Below are 17,808 nucleotides of genomic sequence, written 5' to 3' on the forward strand. Positions count from 1 at the left end.
ACACTCCTCAGGGCAGCCGGCTTATTTGGTCAAATAAGTGTTCATATCTGCCTCAAACTGTGCCACCGACATCTGGCCAACCATAAACTTTCCGAGATCGGTATCGAGCTCGTTGCCCTCGGCGGTCGGCAGCGCGGTATCCCATGATTGTTGGAAGTACGGAGCGTTCTTCGCCAGGTTGTAATAGAACGTCTCGTACGCCGCGTCTTTCTGCTTCTTTAATTGGTTTTTAATTCCCTTCACTGCCGGAACGTAGCCAATTTGCAGCAGGTCTGCGACGTTTTTCGAATCGAGATTGTTGTCCTTTAAGAACTGAATGGCTCCCTTAATCTTTGCTGGTGAGTCGTAACTTGGAATCGAGTAGAAGCCACTCGGGTTGCCACACACATCATTCGGATTGCCCTTTCCTCCAGGAACCGAAGGGAACGGGAACCAGCCCAAATTCTTCAGGAAGGCGCTGTCGTCAGATGCTATGGTTCCGTAGCCCCAGCTTCCCATCAGCCACATTGCAGCCTTGCCGCTGTACAAAAGAGCCGCGTCCGAACCGTTATTGGAACCGATGGAGCTAAAGCCTGGTTCAAAAGCCCCCATGTTCGCCAGCTGTTTCATCATGTTCAGAGCCTTCGTGATCACCGGGTTGGACCATGCGTTCGGTTTGCCCGCCATGACGTTATCAAACGGCTGTTGCCCGCCAAGCCGGTCAACCAGATATTCAAAGTACATCAGATCTGGCCAGTTGTCTTGACCACCCAGGGAAATCGGAATGATCCCCTTGCTTTTGAAGAACTGAATATCGCTCAGCAGTTGATCCCATGTTTTAGGCGGGGTGAGATGGTACTGAGCGAACAGCTGCTTATTGTAGAAAAAGTTCACCGGTTGCAGATTGCCGTAAGGAACGCCGTACACATGCCCATTGAACGTAATGGATTTCATCACAGAAGGAAGATATCGATTTGCCCAAGACGGATCGGCTTTCAAGTACGGCGTCAGATCAAGCACATCTCCGGCCTTAACGAACGTATAGAGTCGACCGCCGCCCCAGTTACTGAACACGTCCGCTGCTTGATGCGCACCCATCGCAATTTGCAGCTTCTGAAGGTACGGCGTTGACTCAAAGTACTCTCCGGTCATGTGGTATCCAGGATGCGTTGCATTGAAGCGAGCTATCGCCTTGTTGTCTACCTGCTCAGCCAAACCGGAATCGACGTTCCAAAGCGTCAACTGCACTTGCTTCGCGCTCGCCGAGCCCGTGGAGGACACTTGATTCGAGTTGGACTGCGATTCTGTGCCACAGGCCGTCACAGCGATGGTTGCCACAGCCGCCAAACCGACCGCTGCGATCTTACGAGCATCCTTAGCCATGGAAAGTACCCCCTCTTTGCACCTTAATTTGTTCATCAAACAAATACACCATGCATTATAGCCCTCCAAAATCGATTTTGCAATCGCTTTCTACGCGTTTTGTCCATGGATAATCAGCGTGTTAATGAAGAATCGCCCAATTAAGGGGCCGGCGGAACCTCGGCCTGTACTTGCTCGTGCAGACGCTTTCATCGTGTGCGCTCGACAGCTGCAGTCTCCATTCGTGAGGGATGCTTCAAAACTTCAAACCCTTTCTGGATCTCTGTGATCGGATAGATGAATACGAAACCGTCATACGTGCATGTTTCTTACTGAGTCTCGCTGCATCAGCTCAGGAATTAGATGTTTGTCGCCACCATGCGCCGCCGGCTCGCGTGCAATCATGCTGAGAATCAGTCTGGCGGCCCTTCTTCCCAGTTCAAACCATGGTTGCCTTACCGTCGTAAGTGCAGGACAGATAGCATACGCAACTGCAATATCATCGTATCCGACAATGGACACGTCCTCTGGGACACGTATACCTCGCACTACAGCTTCCCTTAGAGCGCCAATTGCCATGTAGTCGTTGAAGCAAAAGACAACCGAGGGAAGACGATTGGCCCTCAGTATTCTCCGCATTGCATTTTGGCCTCCATCGACATCAAACAGGCCGTCTGCAATCCACTCGTCGCAAATCTCTATATCGAGTTCCTCACAGCACGCTCGCACCGCATGTAGACGTTGCATACTGTCCAAATGACGAGAAGGGCCTTGAATCAACCCAAGTTTACGATGTCCTTGAGCCCACACGTGCTGCACAAGTTGCCTCACCCCTGACACGTGATCCACATATACGCAGTTCTCAACTCGACACAATGGATCTTTCTGCAAGTAAACGACAGGAAAGTCCTTTGGGATGTTGTCATGAAGGTATTGCGTCACGCCCTCGAATTGAGGCAATACCAGCAACCCATCAACGGACTGTTCAAGCGCCTTTCTGGAGAGCACGTCGAGCTTGTCTGGCGTCACGATGTCAAACTGAACCGAGTAACCTTCCGGCTCCAAAACTTGACATGCGCCAGCAGTCACGTGAAAAGCATAGTCCACAAATCGGAGATGCAAATCGACATTGATCAAATAGATACCGATGGAGAAGACTTTACCCGCGCGCAAACTTCGAGCACTCATTTTGGGGTGATAATTTAATTGCTTGACGGCCTCGAAAATTCGCTTGCGGGTCTTCTCACTTACGGGCCGCGTCCCATTGAGAGCCCAGGATACGGTAGCCGGAGATACACCGGCTAACTTCGCAATGTCTTTTACAGTTGCCAATCGTTCGACCTCCCAGTTTCAATAAGCCCCTACACAAATGCAACTTGCATAAAACTATATTCCAACACCACATTTGCCCTCTTCGTCGAAGCCTCGTACGTCGTTCAAGCCATACACTTTGATCACCAAATTACTAAAACGATTTTGGTACCGCAAGATGCCGCAAGAGGATTTTTCGGCTCATCTCCCCCACCCGTGAACTCTTCCCGCCTCTCACCGGTCCATGCCCACGGTGATGGAAAGGAGTGATCGCGTGATTCACGCGGCGCTGTTAAACCCGTTCGACGTACACCTGTACCACCTCATCAATGGCCTGGCGGGCAAGAACAAGCTACTGGACGACGTCATGATCTTCTTCGCGAAGGACGCGCTCGAGCTGTATGCGGCGCTGTTCATCGCGTATTGGTTTGCCCTGCCGAAAGACGACCTCCGGAGCCGCAACCAACTCGCGGTGGCGGGTTTTTCCGGCGTGCTCGCCCTCGTGTTGAACGTCGTCATCTCGCACTTTATCTGGTTTCGGCCGCGCCCGTTCGTGGTGTTTCCGAAGGGCACGTACACCCAGCTCATCCCGCATCCCGCCGACGCGTCGTTTCCGAGCGATCACAGTGCCGGATCGTGGGGATTTGCTGGAGGCTCGTGGGGACGCACCCCGAGGTGGATTTGGCTGCCCTTCACGGCCATCGCGGTGCTGGTGATGATCGCGCGGGTGTTCGTGGGCGTGCATTATCCGACCGACGTAATGGGCGGAATGGCCGTGGGCCTCGTGGCGAGCGCGGTGGTGCGCCCGCTGGCATCGCGGATCATGCCCCTAACGCGGCTCGTGGCAAGGCCGTTCGGCTACGGAAAGGCTACGAAAGAAGCACAGCGCGCCGGAGGAACCTCGCGCTTGAAAGGCTGACAAACAGAACACCCCGCCCATTCGAGACCTTCAAGGCCCCCTCCCGTTCACACAGTGACTTAAAAGGCCCTTCCGGACTGTGCCGGAAGGGCTCTTTCGCGTGTGGAGATTTACGTGGGGGCCCGATTGGCTCTGCGGCGATGGCGCCAACGCCACAGCCACTCGGCGGTCACGCCGACGCCAGCGAGCCACAGGACCAGAAACAGAATCTGACCAATGATGGGAATGCTCGAAAACGCGACGATGAAACTCACGCCGGCGAGCGCCGCCTTCCACACTTCTCGCGCGCGATCCCGCCCGACAATCATCCGGCCAATCCAGACCGATACGACGGCGAGGCCGACGACGGCGCCTATGGCGTATAGCGCCAGGCAGAGCGCCGCCACCGGAATGCCGACGAGTGTCGCCGCGAGAAGTCCCGCGAGCGCAAGCACAGCCAGGGTGACAAACACGCCGCTCAGGCCAGCCCGGCGCGCGGACTTCTCGAGTTCGGCGAGAGGCACCTCGATGCTCTCGCGCAAGGCTGCCGCGATGACGGTGAGCAGGGCGGTAAGGACGATCCCGACCGCGAGGAGGCCCATCCACGCCACCAGCGCGCCGAGGCCCGCGACAATGGCGCCGCTCCAGAACGGGTTTCCGAGCGTCGCGTGGAGCAGCTTGTGCACCGTCGCACCGGGCAACGTGCGGACCTCACCGCCGAGATCGATGACGGTGTCCACGCGGGCGGTGGGGAGAAGATCCACGTTGCCATTCACGACCAGGACGTGATCGGCCGTCCCGCCGATGGTCAGGTCGTGGCCGACGACGACGATGTCCCCGACCGACTGACCCGGCAACACGTCGGTCGCGCTCGTTCGGATGAGCCCCTGATTCGAGACGACGGACGCCTGCGCGACGGCGGGCGCGGTGGCGAACAGCATGAGACCGCCGATGGCCGCGGCCAGACTTCGCTTCGCCCACCTCATCGCCAGACGACCTCGCTTCTCGTCCAATGGAGCGCCCGCCGCAGACAGGTAAGCGAGAGCACGAGGATGATGAGGCTCAGGGCGCCCAGCACCACGAGCCACTCCGCGTGCACGGACCAGGGCAGCGCAAACAGCGCGCGAACCACGGCCAGGGCAAAATGAAACAGAATCGCCGCGGCAGACGCGGCAGGCAGGCTGACAGCGGCGAGGACGAGCGCCACCCCAAGCGCCAGGCTCGCGAAGTACACGTAGGCGAGTCGGCGCGACTGCACCTCTTGGCGCGACAGCCCGAGGGCGTTCAGGACGCGCATCGGCATGTCGGCCGGCGCCGCGAGCGTTCGCGCCCACGACAAGAGCGCGCGATCGTCGTTTTGCATGGCGTCGACAAGCTCTCGGCAATGCGCGCATGCCGCGAGGTGCGCCTCCACGCGAGCCTTGTCGTCTTTCGCGAGCTCGCCGTCCAGGTACGCGGACAACATGGGCTCCATGAACTCACACGATTGCATCAGCTATCACCCCTCTCGCCGCTGAGATACGTGCGCAGCTGCATGCGCGCATGGTGTAGGCGGGATCGCACCGTGCCAATGGGAATATCGAGCACCTGCGCGATCTCGTCGTACTCAAGGCCTTGCACCGCCCGCAGGACAATCACGGTGCGGTGCTCGGGACTGAGCTTGGCCAGTGCGCGCTCAAGGTCAATCCGGAGCGAGGCGGCGTCCTCACCTCCGTCGACGGAACCGTGGATCTCCTCGGTGGGATCCTGCGCACGCCGCGCTTTAGCCTGCACCATGTCGAGCGAGATGCGGACCGCGATGCGCGCGAGCCACGTCGGAAACGTGCGGTCCTCGCGAAGCCGCCCGAGCGAGCGAAACGCGCGGATGAACGCCTCCTGCGTTGCGTCTTCGGCGTCCGCGACATTCTGCAGAATGCCGTAGGCAGTTCGATATACAAAGGACTGATAATTGCGCACGATGGTTTCGATGGCCTGCGGATCACCGTGCCGGGCTCGGCGTATGAGTTCGAGGTCCGCTTGTTCCAAACGGGCATCACCTCCATCGGCGAGCGTCGGTCCGCTCCCAAGCCGGACGCACCATCGGCGCGGCCGCATTGATCCTGTCAAGAGACGTATCTCGTCGCGCCGCGGTTCATTCGACAGACGGGTTTTGCTTCAGGAGATGTGCCGCGCTGGCGCCCCTGCTTGCCTCCATTGTACCCGGAGTCAATCCGTACAAGAAGCTGGAAAGCAAAAATCGGCCGGTCCGCGCGTGGCGGAACAGCCGATTCACTGAGCTTGTGCGCGAGCACCGGTTTTGGAACTCAGCAGTTGCCCCCAGGGCAGCCGGGATCGACCGTCACGTTCTTCGTCTCGGGCTGCATGACATAGCGCGGGACGTTGACGATGAACTGGCGATTGACCCGCACCACGGGTTGGATAATGGGCACCTCCCGGCAAACGTAGCAGTCGTTGTACTCGTAAATCGGCGGGCATACAATCGGCGGGCACGGCTTCATCATGACCTGCATCCTCCCTTTTACCCTGAGTATTCGCGGGATACTACAGGATACTGGGCCGCCGACCTTCCTGGCGCGGCGCGTGTCCCGGATGAAGCCTGCCAGCCACAACTTCCGTCTGACGATCGCCTAGGACACGCCTGCGACGTTGATGGCGTGATCGGCCGTGTCCTTCGGAAACCAACGGATGCCGATGGACGGGTGGATCCCATCGGAGGGATTGTGCACGACCATGGCGGGATCGACGGGGCGGCCGCCGAGTTCCAGCACGGTGCGGCGCGGGTTCTGTGTATAAAACGTGACCCCCCGCACCTCGTCGAGCGTGGGAGCGTGGCTGCCCAAGACGGGATCGTCCACGGCGCGGATGTGGATATACGTGCGGCCAAAGGCGTGGGTCACGTCGTAGCGCAGGTGATCCCGAGTGACGTTGTAGTGGAGCAGGCGGCTGGTGCGCGTCACGAGCAGTCTGCCACTTCGCTCGTGCTGGGCGAGGCGCTCGAGCGCCGCCACGGCGTCCTTGGGCAGGACGCCTGGGTACGGCGTGCCACAAAGGTGCTGCGCCACCACCGCAAGTCCTCCGTCCGCTTCAAGACGTGCGAGGTGCGCCTCGGAGAGCTGCTCATCGAGCCCGTACGGGGTCCAGTTCCATACGACCGCGCCCTGGGGCGTGTAGCGCTCGTTCGTGTAGCGCCAAAATCCCCACACGCGCCGCCCATCCGTGAGGCGCAGCGGAAAGACCACCGACGGGCGCGAGAACGCGTTGCTCGAGATGTCCGGCCACACAAACCGGATGCCATAGGGAATGGTCAGATCCGTGTGGTAATACGGCGATCCCGGCAGATCGCCCTGTTGGTACGCATAGAACCGCCCGCGGCCGCGCGCCCCGAAGTTGTCGACGTTCGACCGATTGCCGTGATCCGTCCACACATCGACAAAGTCGCGATTTGCTTTCAGCGCGGTGACAGCTTGCGCGGCGAGATGGCGCCGGAAACGCGTCGTCTGTTGGTTGACCTGGCTGAAGTCGCCGTAGGTGTGCATGGTGTCGATCCAGCCGTCGCGGATATACGCGTGGATGGCCTTGGCGCCGTAGGGAACCCGGCCCGTGCCGCGGAAGTAGGAGAGCTCCCGCTGGAGCGGCACGCGCCCAATTTCGTCCACGATATGAGGCTGATCGTTCGCGGTATACACAAAAAACGAGTCGGCGTAGTCGAGTCCGAGTCCCCGGCCAAGTGGCGTGATTTGCGTCGTATTGATAAAACGATGCACCAGGTTGAACTTGCGCAACGTCTGACTGTCCGCGTCCGACGAGATGGCCAACATGGCACGATACGGATACGGAAACCGGCGCACGCCATAGACCGTGGGCGAAGCGGACGCAGCCTGCCACTCGGCCGCGGCCGGATGCGCGCCTGGAACTGCGCGCGGAGCCTCGCCCGCGAAGATCGCGCCAGGCAGCGCCGCGGCCGCCGCGCCGACGGCCATGCCCGTGATTGCAAGCAGGCGAACCCACCTGTTGAGCATGCAACCACCTCCTCTCCCTCGTGTTCCCGGGGAAAGAGGCGGCTATGTGACACGGCAGACGCAGGTTGCAGGAGAAATAGGAAATACAACCCAGTACCCCGCTCGTCTTGTTACGTCATCTCCGCGTCCTCGGTCGAACTGCAGGCGCCGCTCACCTCGTCCGCATCGGCCGCGAACAGTCCCATGCCGAAATGGCAGTTGGCGCCGAGCGCGATAGGGCCGTACACAGGTTCGGCGAACTCCAGCCGCCAAAACGAACCCCACCGCCCGGGGATATTCTGTCGCTTGCCGTAGCGCAGCCTGCGGAACTTGTGCGCAGGTACCATCTGTCCCGCGACATGCGCCGCCGCACGAGGCGTGATGGCCACAGGTTCCGGCAGCCCGCGCAGTTTCAACTCCTTGCGGATCTGCTCGACGGGGCCGAACTTGGCTCCACCATGCTTTGCGTGCCATGGATGAAGATACGGCGTGATGGAAACGAAGATGCGCGCAGGTCCCACCAGATGATCCTCGGGCAAAAGCGTCGCCCCCTCCCCGGCTCCCGGGACGCGCCACAGCTCTTCCAGCGAGACTCGCCACCTGCGCTTCGGGCCCGGCCACCAATCCGGCGTGACGAGGGTGCGAATGCGCTCGAGCGCCGCAATGACGCCTTCAGGAAACGGCTCCTGCGCGTAAATGAGCACATGGTCCAAGAATCCGTCGTCATCCAGGTCCTCGGGCAGCACAAAGACGTGCTGGTGGCCCCGCCGGCTGACGGCCCCCGGCTCATTCGGCTCATGCCCGGTGATGATGAGTGGGGCCGGAGCTTCTCGGTCATCGTACCGGCTCAGGATGGACTGATGAAAGACCTCCGAGATGTCCAATGCATCGGTGATTCGAGGACGGGCCCCATCAGCGATTGCATACCGGGCGGCATTGACAGTTGCCCGATCCGCCAAGAGACGATACGAGCGCCTTGGCCTCCTGGAGACGTGCGCCGAGCGACCTTCGATTGCATACGTCACGCGGTGAGCGGCGAACGACGCCACGATGCCGTCACCGCGGGCCAAGGCTTCGAGCAGGTTGAACGGTTCCGGCACGGAGGAGCGGTGCGCCGAAGCCTGGGACCACACGTGGGACGGCAGCGGACAAAGCCATTCCACGCGCATCCCATGTCTATCGAGACTCTCGCCTGCTCTGGACGCAAGAACTGGGCGTGCATCCACCCGATGCGGCAACTCTCGCAACACTTCGCAACGAAGCCAATCCTCCGCTGAGCAAACACCCGGCAGTTCTGCCAGGATCTGCTCAAACAACTCGAGTTCGTCCGACCCAAGGGATATATGAGGCCAGGACACGCAGAAGATGGCGGGACGAGCGACCCGCAGGACGGCGCGCGCCGCGTGATCCCTCGCCTCTCGGTGCAACAGCTCGATACCGGAAGGAAGGGTGTACAAGGGCGGCTCAAGCGAGAGCGCTTCCACGAGGGAGCCAAGCGCAGGTGGCTGAGATGACGGATGGAACCGCATGCGGGTGGCGGCGACGACGAGGGCGCGCATGATTATCCACGGCGAAGGAGGCCATTCCATCTGGGATCCACACCGCTTCTCGAGAGGCACGGGGTGCGCGCCTGCGGCAAGACGGAACGCAATGCCGATCACGGTGCCACTTCCCTCTCTGCATAGATTCGCGCATGGGGATGGCGCGAGGAGACATCGAGCGCATAAGGCAGAGGACTTCCATCCCTTTCCCAATTCTCAGAAACCTTGATTGGCCCGTGCACGAGCACGCGGACGGCCATCAGTGGGGCACCATCGCTTGGATGGGAGACAAGGGGCCTTCGCTCGACGCTCCAAATGGACACGCTGACGCACCCATCGTAGTCTTCCTGGGATTGGGCGTCAAGGTCTTGATCGGATATGCCTGGTTCAATCTTGTCGCATTCGTATCCCAGCACCTGCGGCGGTTGCGCTTTCCTGTTCGTTTTTCATTTGTTATTCTATTTCATATGCGAATCTGCGAATCGACTATCCGCCAGCGTCTGGGAGGCCCTCATGTCGCAACCTGTGACACATCCATTCGATAAAGCCACCGAGCTTTGCTATGACGGCCAACGGTTTCACGGAGACGTCAGAGCCGAATATTACAACATGGTGGGGCCGTTCGGCGGCGTCACCGCGGCCACCATGCTCAAAGCCGCCATGTCCCATCCCGAGCGCCTCGGGCATCCGCTCGCACTGACCGTGAATTTTACCGCGCCCGCCAAGGTGGCGCCGTTTGTCATCGAAGCGGTGCCTGTCCGCACAAACCGATCGACGCAGCACTTCTCGCTGACCATGGTGCAGGAAGGAGAAGTGGTCACCACCGCAACGGCCGTGTTCGGTATTCGACGCGAATCCTTCTTCCATACCGAAGCAATGATGCCCGACGTACTCCCGCCTCGGGAGGTGCCGAGATTCGTCGCGCCCGCGCCACTCCCGTGGATGCAGTGGTACCACGTTCGCCTCATCCGAGGCTCCGCGTTCGACGACGTTCAGGAAGCCACCACCTACCAGTGGATGCGCGACGATCCGCCGCGCCCGCTCGATCACGCCGCGCTCGCCGCGCTATGCGACACGTTCGTGCCGCGTGTGTACGTGAAGCTGAAGCGGCCTGTCCCCATCGGCACCGTGACATTCACCGTGTACTTTCTCGCCGATCCGGAGACCATTTCCCGCCAAGGCACCAACGAGCTGCTCGGCGTCGCCCGCGCCACCAGCTTTTCCCACGGCTACTTCGACCAAATCGGCGAAGTGTGGTCGCAGGACGGTCATCTCCTGGCGACCACCACGCAGCTCGTGTACATGAAGGCACCCGTCAGCGGCTCTTCATGAGCAGCTCGATGGCCTCCTGAATGACGTGCTCCGCGGAGCCTTTGCCAGCCAGCTCTTCGCGGATGCACTGTTCCATGTTTTCGCCAACGACGTACATGATGACGCGATCGACCGCCGTGCGGATGGCCGTGAGCTGATTGACAACCTCTTTGCAACTCTTGCCCTGTTCCATCATGCCGATGACGCCGCGCACCTGGCCTTCGATGCGCTTCAGGCGATTTTTCATCTGATCGTTGTATTCCACAGGAATCCCACCTTTGTCGCCGGAATGTCGGATGGGCGGCCTCGCGTAAGCCGCCCTCAGTGGATCAAGATACTGATGTTATCGTACAACATGTAAAGTGCAACAAGCACAAGGATTGAGCCGAAGATAGTCTGCAGCAGCGATTTGCGGCCGCCCAACTTCGACGAAACCAAAGTGCCAAAAAACCCGCCGGCGATCCCGCCGAGCACGTACAGCAGGAACACGTTCCACGCCACGAGTCCCGACGCCGCGTACGATGCGGCGGTGGTGACGCCGAAAAGCCCCACCGACACAAGGGAACTCCCGATGGCGTCGATCATCTCCATCCCGGCGGCAAACATGAGGCCTGGCACAATCAAAAATCCGCCGCCGATGCCAAAGAAGCCGGACAAGAGCCCTGTACCGCCGCCTGTGGCGAGCACTCTCCCCCACCGGAAGGCTGTCGCGGCATCCGATGCCGCAGGCTTCCCATTCCCGCGCCTCGCCTGAATCAGCGTGCGAACCGCGATGACGAGAATGAGCAGCGCGAACAAGAAGAGAAGCGCCTTCCCGTCGAGCATCTTGCCGAAGATGGAACCCACCACCGCCCCGATGGCGCCTGGGATGGCAAAGAGAATGGCGGGCTTCCATCGCACATGGCCGTGCCGCCAGTGCGGAATCAGGTTGATCCACGCGTTGACCGCCACCGCGAGCGCGGTCGTCCCGATGACGATGTGGGCGTTGTGTATCCCCACCACGTACAGGAGCAAAGGCACTGCGAGAATGGAACCGCCGCCGCCGATGAGGCCCAGCGTAAACCCGACGACCCCGCCACATGCGATGGCAAGCACAATCTGTAGGCCACTCAGCGCGACCATCGAGCTTCCCCCTCAAATCAAAGTTCTCCACCCGGATCAATACCTGTACATGTTCAGGTATCGATCCGGGCGCGAAAAATCCGCAAATCGAACGCCATCTTCAGCCGTGCACCGCGCACCGATTCGGGCCAATCTCCATCTCGCTCGCCTCGTCTGTGTTCGGCGTCAGCTTGCCCATATTCGTCATCCGAATCTGCTGATAGGCGTTCGGTTGCGGCGGCAGGTTCTCTGTCACGGTCGAGACGAATTTACCTTCGTCCTGAATCTGAAGACCCGGATTCTTCTCGTAGAGCTCCGACAGAGTGGCGCACACGCAGCCGTGATCGTTCACCTCGGACGCCCACGCGTAGTGCGCCGGGAGCACCACGAGATGGCCCGGAAGCTCGCGATAGGTCTCGTACAGCGTCCGCCGCAAATCCGGCGCGAACTCCTTCGCGCGCCCTGCGAGATCCGGCCGACCGATGGAGCCCACAAACAGGATGTCGCCGGAGAGCAGGTACTGGCCATCCACCACAAGCGACGTGCTGCCCGGCGTGTGACCCGGCGAGTGAAGTGCCCGGATGGCGATGCGGCTGTCGCCAATGCGAATTTCATCGCCGTCGTTCAGCGGTCGGTACGCGTACGTCACCTCGCTGGCATCGCCCGGCGGCAGATAATACGCGGCCGAAGCTGCCTCCGCCAGCGCGCGCCCACCCGAGATGTGGTCCGCGTGCAAATGCGTGTCGATCGCGGCGACAAGTTTCGCGCCCTGCTCCTTCGCAAACTGCAGGTATACGTCGACGAACCGCGCCGGATCGACCACGGCCATCTCGCCGTTTGAAACGACGGCGTACGACAAACACCCCTTGCCGACGCGCAGGAACTGATACAGCGCGCCTCCTGCCACGTCCCCCACCTTTACCGGATGCAGGTACTCGCTCCAGGCCCGCATACCGCCCTGGAGATAGGCGACGCGCTGAAGCCCCGCCTTCACGAGCTCCTCCGCGACAAACTTGGACGATCCCTCCTTCGCGCACACGACGAGGATGTCCTTGTCTCGCGGAAGTTTGGGCAACAGCGCATCGACGCCATCCAACAGATCGAAGTATGGCACGTTCAGCGATTCAATGACTTCCCCTTCGATGCGCCAGTCCGCAAATGCATCCTCGTTCCGCACATCGAGCAAGAAGAACGGCTCGCGGCGAAGGATGCGCTGATAAACCTCGGACGGCGTCCAGGCCGTCAACGTCAGTTCCATTATTCTTCCACCTCCGACTGCTCCACAGGCCCGTTCCACGCCGACATGCCAGGCACGACGTTTTTTACGCGTGTGAAGCCGTGATCGGCGAGAATCTGGCAGGCCAGGTCGCTGCGATTGCCTGTGCGGCACACCACGTAGATGTCCTTGCCCTCGTGCGCCTTCAGTTCGTCGATTCGGGCTTCGAGCGATCCGAGTGGCGCAAGCACAGCCCCGGGGATGTGTCCGAAGGCATACTCCATCGGCTCGCGCACGTCGATCACGACGGCGTCCCCCTTCGACACGCGCTCGGCGAGTTCCTCATTGGACGCCACGTGCGGATATTTCTTCTCCGGTTTCGCCTCTTCCGGCGCGGCCTTGCGGATGTAGTGGCGATACACGCCATCCTTCTCCACCGTGCCGAGGTACTGGTGGCCCGTTCGTGTCGCCCAGCTGCGGATGTCCGCGACCGAGCCGGGATCGGTGGCCAGCACCTCAAGCACCTGACCGGCCTCCATCTCGTCGATGGCCTTCTTGGTGCGCACCATCGGCATGGGGCACGAGAGACCTTTGCAATCGATGAGCTTGTCGACGGTATATGCCTGCGTCTGCCCTGTAGAACTCATGCGTTGTTCATCCTCCTAGCAGTGTTTGTGTAGAGTCTCTATGACATCGCCGCCTGAGGTGGCGCGGCGTCGTGTGCGGACCTCGAGAGGGAGCGGTGAGTCGAAAGCCGCGCGACCGCCCGCGCACACGGCGCGGGCTGCGGCGGTGCACTGCTCCAAGACACGTATTAAAAGGTGACGGTCACGTCTGCGTCGTACGCGAAATCAAGGAAGTTCACGGCTCCTGCAAATTCGACGCCGTCGATGAAATCCTCGGGCTTGAGTTCCATCACGTCGACGGTCATCTGGCAAGCGATGAGCCGGACGCCGCTCTCTTTCGCCATCTGAAGCATCTCCTGGATGGACGGCACGTTGTGCTTCTTGAAGTTCTCCGCAAACGGCTCGTTTTCCGGCTTGAATTTCAGTATTTGCGCCGAATGTTTGTGGATAATGTTCAGACCTTCGAAGGTGAAGAAGATGGAGACCTCGGCGTCCGTGGCGACACCCGCCATGGCGATGTTCAGCACTTTGTAGGCCGTTTCGAGTCCCCCGTTTGAGGCGATGATGGCGACTTTCTTGGACATGATGTTCCTCCCCACAGTGTCTCTGAGCTTCACTTATCCGAGTCACGCACCCAGCTCATGGCAGGTGCGGGATGGTCCTCATTGCACCGATCCATGCCAGCCGAGCATACCGCCCATCAGGTTCCAGAGATTCGAGTAACCTTGGGCCATCAAAAACTGGCATGCGCGTTCGCTGCGCGCCCCACTCCGACAGACCATGACGGTCTCTTGGTGTGGGTCGATTTCCCGAAACCGCTCCTGGAGCTGGCTGAGCGGGATGTTCTTCGCGCCCGGGATCATCCCCGAAGCCACTTCGGCGGGCTCGCGCACATCGATAATCTGCAGCTTTTCTCCGCGCTTCAATCGCTCCTCCAGATCTTGAGAAAGCATGCCGCGCACTTGGCTCATGCTCATCACCCCCTTGTCCTATCGTACGCTTCCTTTACCGCCGCATCCAGCGGCGTCTCCAAATGTACGGTACGGGGTATAGTATATACGACGCCGACGCTCGCGTCAACATACCCCGTTAGGTATATTTCAACGATCGCGCGCATAGCTTGTATCATCCGACGGACGAGATGAGGTGACGCGCGTGAGTTGGGAGATGTTCGCCACGCTTCTCGCGATTGGCTTCGCGGGTTCGGTGTTGGCCGGGATGGTGGGCGTCGGAGGCGCCATCGTCAAGTATCCGCTGCTTTTGTATCTGCCCCCGCTGCTCGGCGTGGGCGCATTCAGCGCACATCAGGTGGCCGGGATCAGCTCGGTCCAGGTGATGTGCGCATCGCTCGCCGCAGCTTGGGCGTACCGGAAGTCGGGCTATCTGCACCGCCGCCTGATTGGCGACATGGGACTCGCCATGCTCGCCGGAAGTTTCGTGGGGGCTTACATGGCGCACTTTTATTCGGAGAGCGTCGTGAATCTTGTCTACGCCCTGCTCGCCACCGCGGCGACGCTCATCATGCTGCGCCCGTCCGCCTCCGACGAACTGCGCGGCGAGGTCGACGAGATCGCATATCCTCGGCCACTGGCGGTGGGGCTCGGAGCACTGGTGGGCCTGTTCTCCGGCGTGGTGGGCTCCGCGGGCGCCTTTCTGCTGATGCCCATCCTGCTCGGCATCCTGCGAATCCCGACGCGCGTGGCCATTGCGTCGTCCATTGCCATCACGTTTGTCGCATCGCTCGGTGGGTTTGTGGGCAAGTGGGCGGCGCACGAGGTGATGTGGGGGCCGGCACTCGTGCTGGCTTGGGCGAGCGCCGTGGGGGCGCCACTCGGGGCAAAGTTGAGCAGGCACATGGACGCGCGCTGGTTGCGCTGGCTGCTTGCAGCGCTCATCGCGGCGACGTGTGTGCGAATTTGGATGACGGTGTTAGGGTGGTGAAGGAGCACGCGCAGGTGGGTGATAGAGCCGGTCAAATCAATATGGCCATGCGTGGACCGCGCATGCGCCCCTTCTCGCACCCCGACGATTATCTCACACCACCCACGTGCCGCCGAGCTCCAGACCAAGGTTCTTTCCCAGCACAATCAGACTGTTTTTCGTAAAGTCCTGCGTCCGGTAGATGCGCACGCTGTCCTCGTCACGACGGATGAGATCGCCCAGCCGATGCACGAGTTCCACGTATCGCACCTCGTCCAACACGCATTCAAAGACGGACTTCTGCACGCGCTGGCCATAGCCTTCGCACGCTTGGGCCACACGGCGGAGACGCCTTTGTCCTTCGCGGGTATCGGTGGCGACATCGTACGTCACGACGTAATACAAGGCGATCACCTACCCTCTGTAGAGAAAGGGTGTATAGCCAAGATCCTGGGAGCGGATGGCCCGCGCGAGCATCCTGGCCTGGATGTCCAAGAGGCGACCGTACGGGACGGGTTGGCGCAACAGAGGGTGCTCGATTTCCCTCTCTCTTCTTCGATCCCACTCCGCGAATACGGTCTTTCGCCCCGCTTCGCCAAGCTCGATAGCTCCCCCAGGCAGCGTCTCGAAGTCCGCCTGCTGAAGCTGTCGGCGGTTGAACATTGAAAGCATGACGCGATCGGCGAGTACCGGGCGCATTTCCTCCATGAGGTCGAGCGCTAGCGAGGGACGGCCCGGCCGGAGAGTGTGAAGGAACCCGACCTGCGGATCGAGTCCCACGCCGAGCAGGGCGCTCTCCGCGTCGCGCATCAACATGGCGTAGAGGAAGGAGAGGACGGCGTTGACCGGATCGCGCGGAGGACGGCGATTGCGTCCATCGAACGCGAGATCCTGGCGCACACTGGGCGCGAGCAGATGGCGAAGTGCGGCGAAATAACGACGTGCGCTGACTCCCTCAATCCCGCGCACCTCGTCCGGATCTGTTGCCGATCGAAGCTTCCGCAGTTCACGGGCGAGATCGTCGACGGCGGAACGGACGGCGTCGCGATCCGCCGGTTCCGCGACATCGCGCGACGCTTTGAGGAGAAGTTGGCGCTGATTGTGAACCTTGGCCGCGACGATGGCGCGCATGATGGCCAGCGATTTGTCCGGCGATCGACTGGCCTCGTGCTGGGCGGCGCGAAGAAGGACGTTGCCGGAAAGACGGCCTTCGATGCGATACAGGAAACGTCCGCCGCGTGTCATGCGGACGACGGATCGACCCTCGGCGGCGCAGCGCTCGAGCAGCGGACTTGTGAACGACACGCGGCCAATCCCGACAATCGACTCAATCATGTGAAAGGGAACACGCAACACCTTCTCGCCCTCAACCGTCACGAGCACCGTATCCTGTTGAATGCGCACCACAGCCCCGTCTCGTTGCACGAAGAGTGTCTTCAGCATCACAGGCGGCATGATGCCTCACCCCCGAGATCTTGATCAATCATTTTCCAGAACGACCGATCGGAGCGCCGCATCGACCAACGTGGTAGACAGGCCGGTTCAAGTGAACAGCGCTCACAGCGGCGATCCGCGACGGGAGGTGGGAGTTCATGACTGTCGACCATCTCGCGAATCCGCGCGATCACGTCCAATGTGGTGCTTCGAAGCGCGTCATCGAGGATTACGCGCGATCGCCGGTGGCTGTGAATGTGGAAGATGGAAGCTTCTTCAATGCGGACTTCGAACATCTCCTCGAGGCATAGGGCTTGTGCACAAAGCTGAATTTCATGGGCGCGGCTTCGCCGCGTCTTGCCGCGCTTGAACTCAATGGGCCGCGGGATTTCGCCATCGAACTCCACGGCATCACAGCGGCCCACGAGCCCCAAGTGCTCCGACCATACACGCATACCCGTGATGACCTTACGACCGCGAGCGGAGAATACATGATCCTCATCGACGCGCTGGTGGAGCAAACGGCCATTGACGGTCAGGTCGTTGTGCAAAAAAGTCTGCTCAACGTAAATGAGCGCGCACTGCCTCGGACAGTAAGCGTAGTGCTCAATAGAAGAGATAGGAATGAGCCACTCGCCGTCCATGTCGCATACCTCCTTTGGCGCCGGGGATGACGTGATAGCTTCCTGCGTTACGGGTGGAAATGATAGTTTCAGAATGGACCGAGAAGAGAAGGTCTATACGGGGGCAAGCGGGATCGGACACGGTCGGATGGCCGAAGGCTCATGTTGGTAACTACATCCATTGACCAACTCGCTCATGGTAAGCCAGGTGGAATGCGTTCGTGTCGGCAGCATCAACCTAGCGCGCATTCCTCGGCTGTTACCCAGAATGTCGTGAAGGCTGAGAACTGAGAACTGTCGCGATGGACTGACTGGTAAGCGTCACGCGACTTAAGCAGATGCTATATGGCTCGCCATATGGCATCGGGGAGCAGGGTGCGAATCCTGCCCCATCTAGTAGAACCACCCGTCGTCTCGCGTCGCCGCATGCTGCACAGAGAACGCGGGCAGCCTATCTTCACGGAGCAAATTCGCGAACCTGAATCGGT

20 protein-coding genes are annotated in these 17,808 nt (G+C 60.5%); 3 read left to right on the top strand and 17 right to left on the bottom strand.

Annotated features, from left to right (window positions below):
- Window positions 1-21 precede the first annotated feature (21 nt).
- Both AMA01_RS01535 and AMA01_RS01540 read right to left on the bottom strand, forming a co-directional pair.
- The gene (locus tag AMA01_RS01535) at window positions 22-1,362 is read right to left on the bottom strand and encodes an ABC transporter substrate-binding protein (protein ID WP_067846285.1); all 1,341 of its coding nucleotides are present in this window, start codon (window positions 1,360-1,362) and stop codon (window positions 22-24) included.
- Between the two features lie 291 nt (window positions 1,363-1,653).
- Window positions 1,654-2,673, bottom strand: coding sequence for a LacI family DNA-binding transcriptional regulator (locus AMA01_RS01540; RefSeq protein ID WP_067846288.1), 1,020 nt, complete (start codon window positions 2,671-2,673; stop codon window positions 1,654-1,656).
- A gap of 253 nt (window positions 2,674-2,926) precedes the next feature.
- Here AMA01_RS01540 and AMA01_RS01545 point away from each other — a divergent pair, with 253 nt between their 5' ends.
- Window positions 2,927-3,571, top strand: a complete 645-nt coding sequence (locus AMA01_RS01545) for a phosphatase PAP2 family protein (protein WP_067846291.1) — start codon at window positions 2,927-2,929, stop codon at window positions 3,569-3,571.
- Window positions 3,572-3,681: 110 nt separating this feature from the next.
- Here AMA01_RS01545 and AMA01_RS01550 read toward each other — a convergent pair whose 3' ends face one another.
- From AMA01_RS01550 to csb2, 6 genes are all read right to left on the bottom strand, one after another.
- Window positions 3,682-4,536, bottom strand: a complete 855-nt coding sequence (locus tag AMA01_RS01550) for a hypothetical protein (RefSeq protein WP_067846294.1) — start codon at window positions 4,534-4,536, stop codon at window positions 3,682-3,684.
- Window positions 4,533-5,042, bottom strand: a complete 510-nt coding sequence (locus tag AMA01_RS01555; RefSeq protein WP_067846297.1) for an anti-sigma factor family protein — start codon at window positions 5,040-5,042, stop codon at window positions 4,533-4,535. Before AMA01_RS01555 ends, AMA01_RS01550 begins: the two co-directional genes overlap by 4 nt.
- Window positions 5,042-5,575 carry an RNA polymerase sigma factor gene (locus AMA01_RS01560; protein WP_067846301.1) on the bottom strand — a complete coding sequence of 178 codons (534 nt, stop codon included), beginning with the start codon at window positions 5,573-5,575 and terminating at the stop codon, window positions 5,042-5,044. Before AMA01_RS01560 ends, AMA01_RS01555 begins: the two co-directional genes overlap by 1 nt.
- A gap of 278 nt (window positions 5,576-5,853) precedes the next feature.
- Window positions 5,854-6,051: a hypothetical protein gene (locus AMA01_RS01565; RefSeq protein WP_008339338.1), complete on the bottom strand. Its 198-nt coding sequence runs from the start codon at window positions 6,049-6,051 to the stop codon at window positions 5,854-5,856.
- Window positions 6,052-6,177: 126 nt separating this feature from the next.
- Window positions 6,178-7,569: a hypothetical protein gene (locus AMA01_RS01570; RefSeq protein WP_067846304.1), complete on the bottom strand. Its 1,392-nt coding sequence runs from the start codon at window positions 7,567-7,569 to the stop codon at window positions 6,178-6,180.
- Window positions 7,570-7,679: 110 nt separating this feature from the next.
- Entirely contained in the window at window positions 7,680-9,209 is a 1,530-nt protein-coding gene (csb2, locus tag AMA01_RS01575) for a type I-G CRISPR-associated protein Csb2 (protein WP_067846306.1), read from the bottom strand.
- 393 nt (window positions 9,210-9,602) lie between these two features.
- Here csb2 and AMA01_RS01580 point away from each other — a divergent pair, with 393 nt between their 5' ends.
- A complete protein-coding gene (locus AMA01_RS01580; protein ID WP_067846309.1) occupies window positions 9,603-10,421 on the top strand; it encodes an acyl-CoA thioesterase in 819 nt (272 codons plus the stop codon).
- Here AMA01_RS01580 and AMA01_RS01585 read toward each other — a convergent pair.
- The 6 genes from AMA01_RS01585 to AMA01_RS01610 all read right to left on the bottom strand — a co-directional run bounded on the left by AMA01_RS01585 (window position 10,405) and on the right by AMA01_RS01610 (window position 14,314).
- Window positions 10,405-10,665: a metal-sensitive transcriptional regulator gene (locus AMA01_RS01585; protein ID WP_008339346.1), complete on the bottom strand. Its 261-nt coding sequence runs from the start codon at window positions 10,663-10,665 to the stop codon at window positions 10,405-10,407. The genes AMA01_RS01580 and AMA01_RS01585 overlap by 17 nt on opposite strands.
- Before the next feature lie 56 nt (window positions 10,666-10,721).
- A complete protein-coding gene (locus AMA01_RS01590) occupies window positions 10,722-11,522 on the bottom strand; it encodes a sulfite exporter TauE/SafE family protein (protein WP_067846312.1) in 801 nt (266 codons plus the stop codon).
- Between the two features lie 100 nt (window positions 11,523-11,622).
- Window positions 11,623-12,753 carry an MBL fold metallo-hydrolase gene (locus AMA01_RS01595; RefSeq protein WP_376738328.1) on the bottom strand — a complete coding sequence of 377 codons (1,131 nt, stop codon included), beginning with the start codon at window positions 12,751-12,753 and terminating at the stop codon, window positions 11,623-11,625.
- A 5-nt stretch (window positions 12,754-12,758) separates the two neighbouring features.
- Entirely contained in the window at window positions 12,759-13,364 is a 606-nt protein-coding gene (locus AMA01_RS01600; protein ID WP_067846315.1) for a sulfurtransferase TusA family protein, read from the bottom strand.
- Window positions 13,365-13,531: 167 nt separating this feature from the next.
- On the bottom strand, window positions 13,532-13,927 hold the full coding sequence (locus tag AMA01_RS01605) for a DsrE/DsrF/DrsH-like family protein (protein WP_067846318.1): 396 nt from the start codon (window positions 13,925-13,927) through the stop codon (window positions 13,532-13,534).
- Window positions 13,928-14,005: 78 nt separating this feature from the next.
- Complete coding sequence (locus AMA01_RS01610) at window positions 14,006-14,314, bottom strand: rhodanese-like domain-containing protein (protein ID WP_067846320.1); 309 nt, start codon at window positions 14,312-14,314, stop codon at window positions 14,006-14,008.
- A gap of 184 nt (window positions 14,315-14,498) precedes the next feature.
- On the opposite strand from AMA01_RS01610, the gene AMA01_RS01615 reads away from it, so the two are divergent.
- Window positions 14,499-15,284, top strand: a complete 786-nt coding sequence (locus tag AMA01_RS01615) for a sulfite exporter TauE/SafE family protein (protein WP_082743860.1) — start codon at window positions 14,499-14,501, stop codon at window positions 15,282-15,284.
- Between the two features lie 93 nt (window positions 15,285-15,377).
- Here AMA01_RS01615 and cas2 read toward each other — a convergent pair whose 3' ends face one another.
- From cas2 to cas4, 3 genes are read right to left on the bottom strand one after another with little or no spacing between them, the layout of a single operon-like run.
- Window positions 15,378-15,668, bottom strand: a complete 291-nt coding sequence (gene cas2 / locus AMA01_RS01620) for a CRISPR-associated endonuclease Cas2 (RefSeq protein ID WP_067846870.1) — start codon at window positions 15,666-15,668, stop codon at window positions 15,378-15,380.
- Between the two features lie 9 nt (window positions 15,669-15,677).
- Window positions 15,678-16,718 carry a type I-C CRISPR-associated endonuclease Cas1c gene (gene cas1c, locus AMA01_RS01625; RefSeq protein WP_067846323.1) on the bottom strand — a complete coding sequence of 347 codons (1,041 nt, stop codon included), beginning with the start codon at window positions 16,716-16,718 and terminating at the stop codon, window positions 15,678-15,680.
- Window positions 16,706-17,341 carry a CRISPR-associated protein Cas4 gene (gene cas4 / locus AMA01_RS01630; RefSeq protein ID WP_067846327.1) on the bottom strand — a complete coding sequence of 212 codons (636 nt, stop codon included), beginning with the start codon at window positions 17,339-17,341 and terminating at the stop codon, window positions 16,706-16,708. Before cas4 ends, cas1c begins: the two co-directional genes overlap by 13 nt.
- Window positions 17,342-17,808: the final 467 nt, after the last annotated feature.

This window comes from Alicyclobacillus mali NBRC 102425, from assembly GCF_001570745.1.
Lineage (GTDB): Bacteria > Bacillota > Bacilli > Alicyclobacillales > Alicyclobacillaceae > Alicyclobacillus > Alicyclobacillus mali.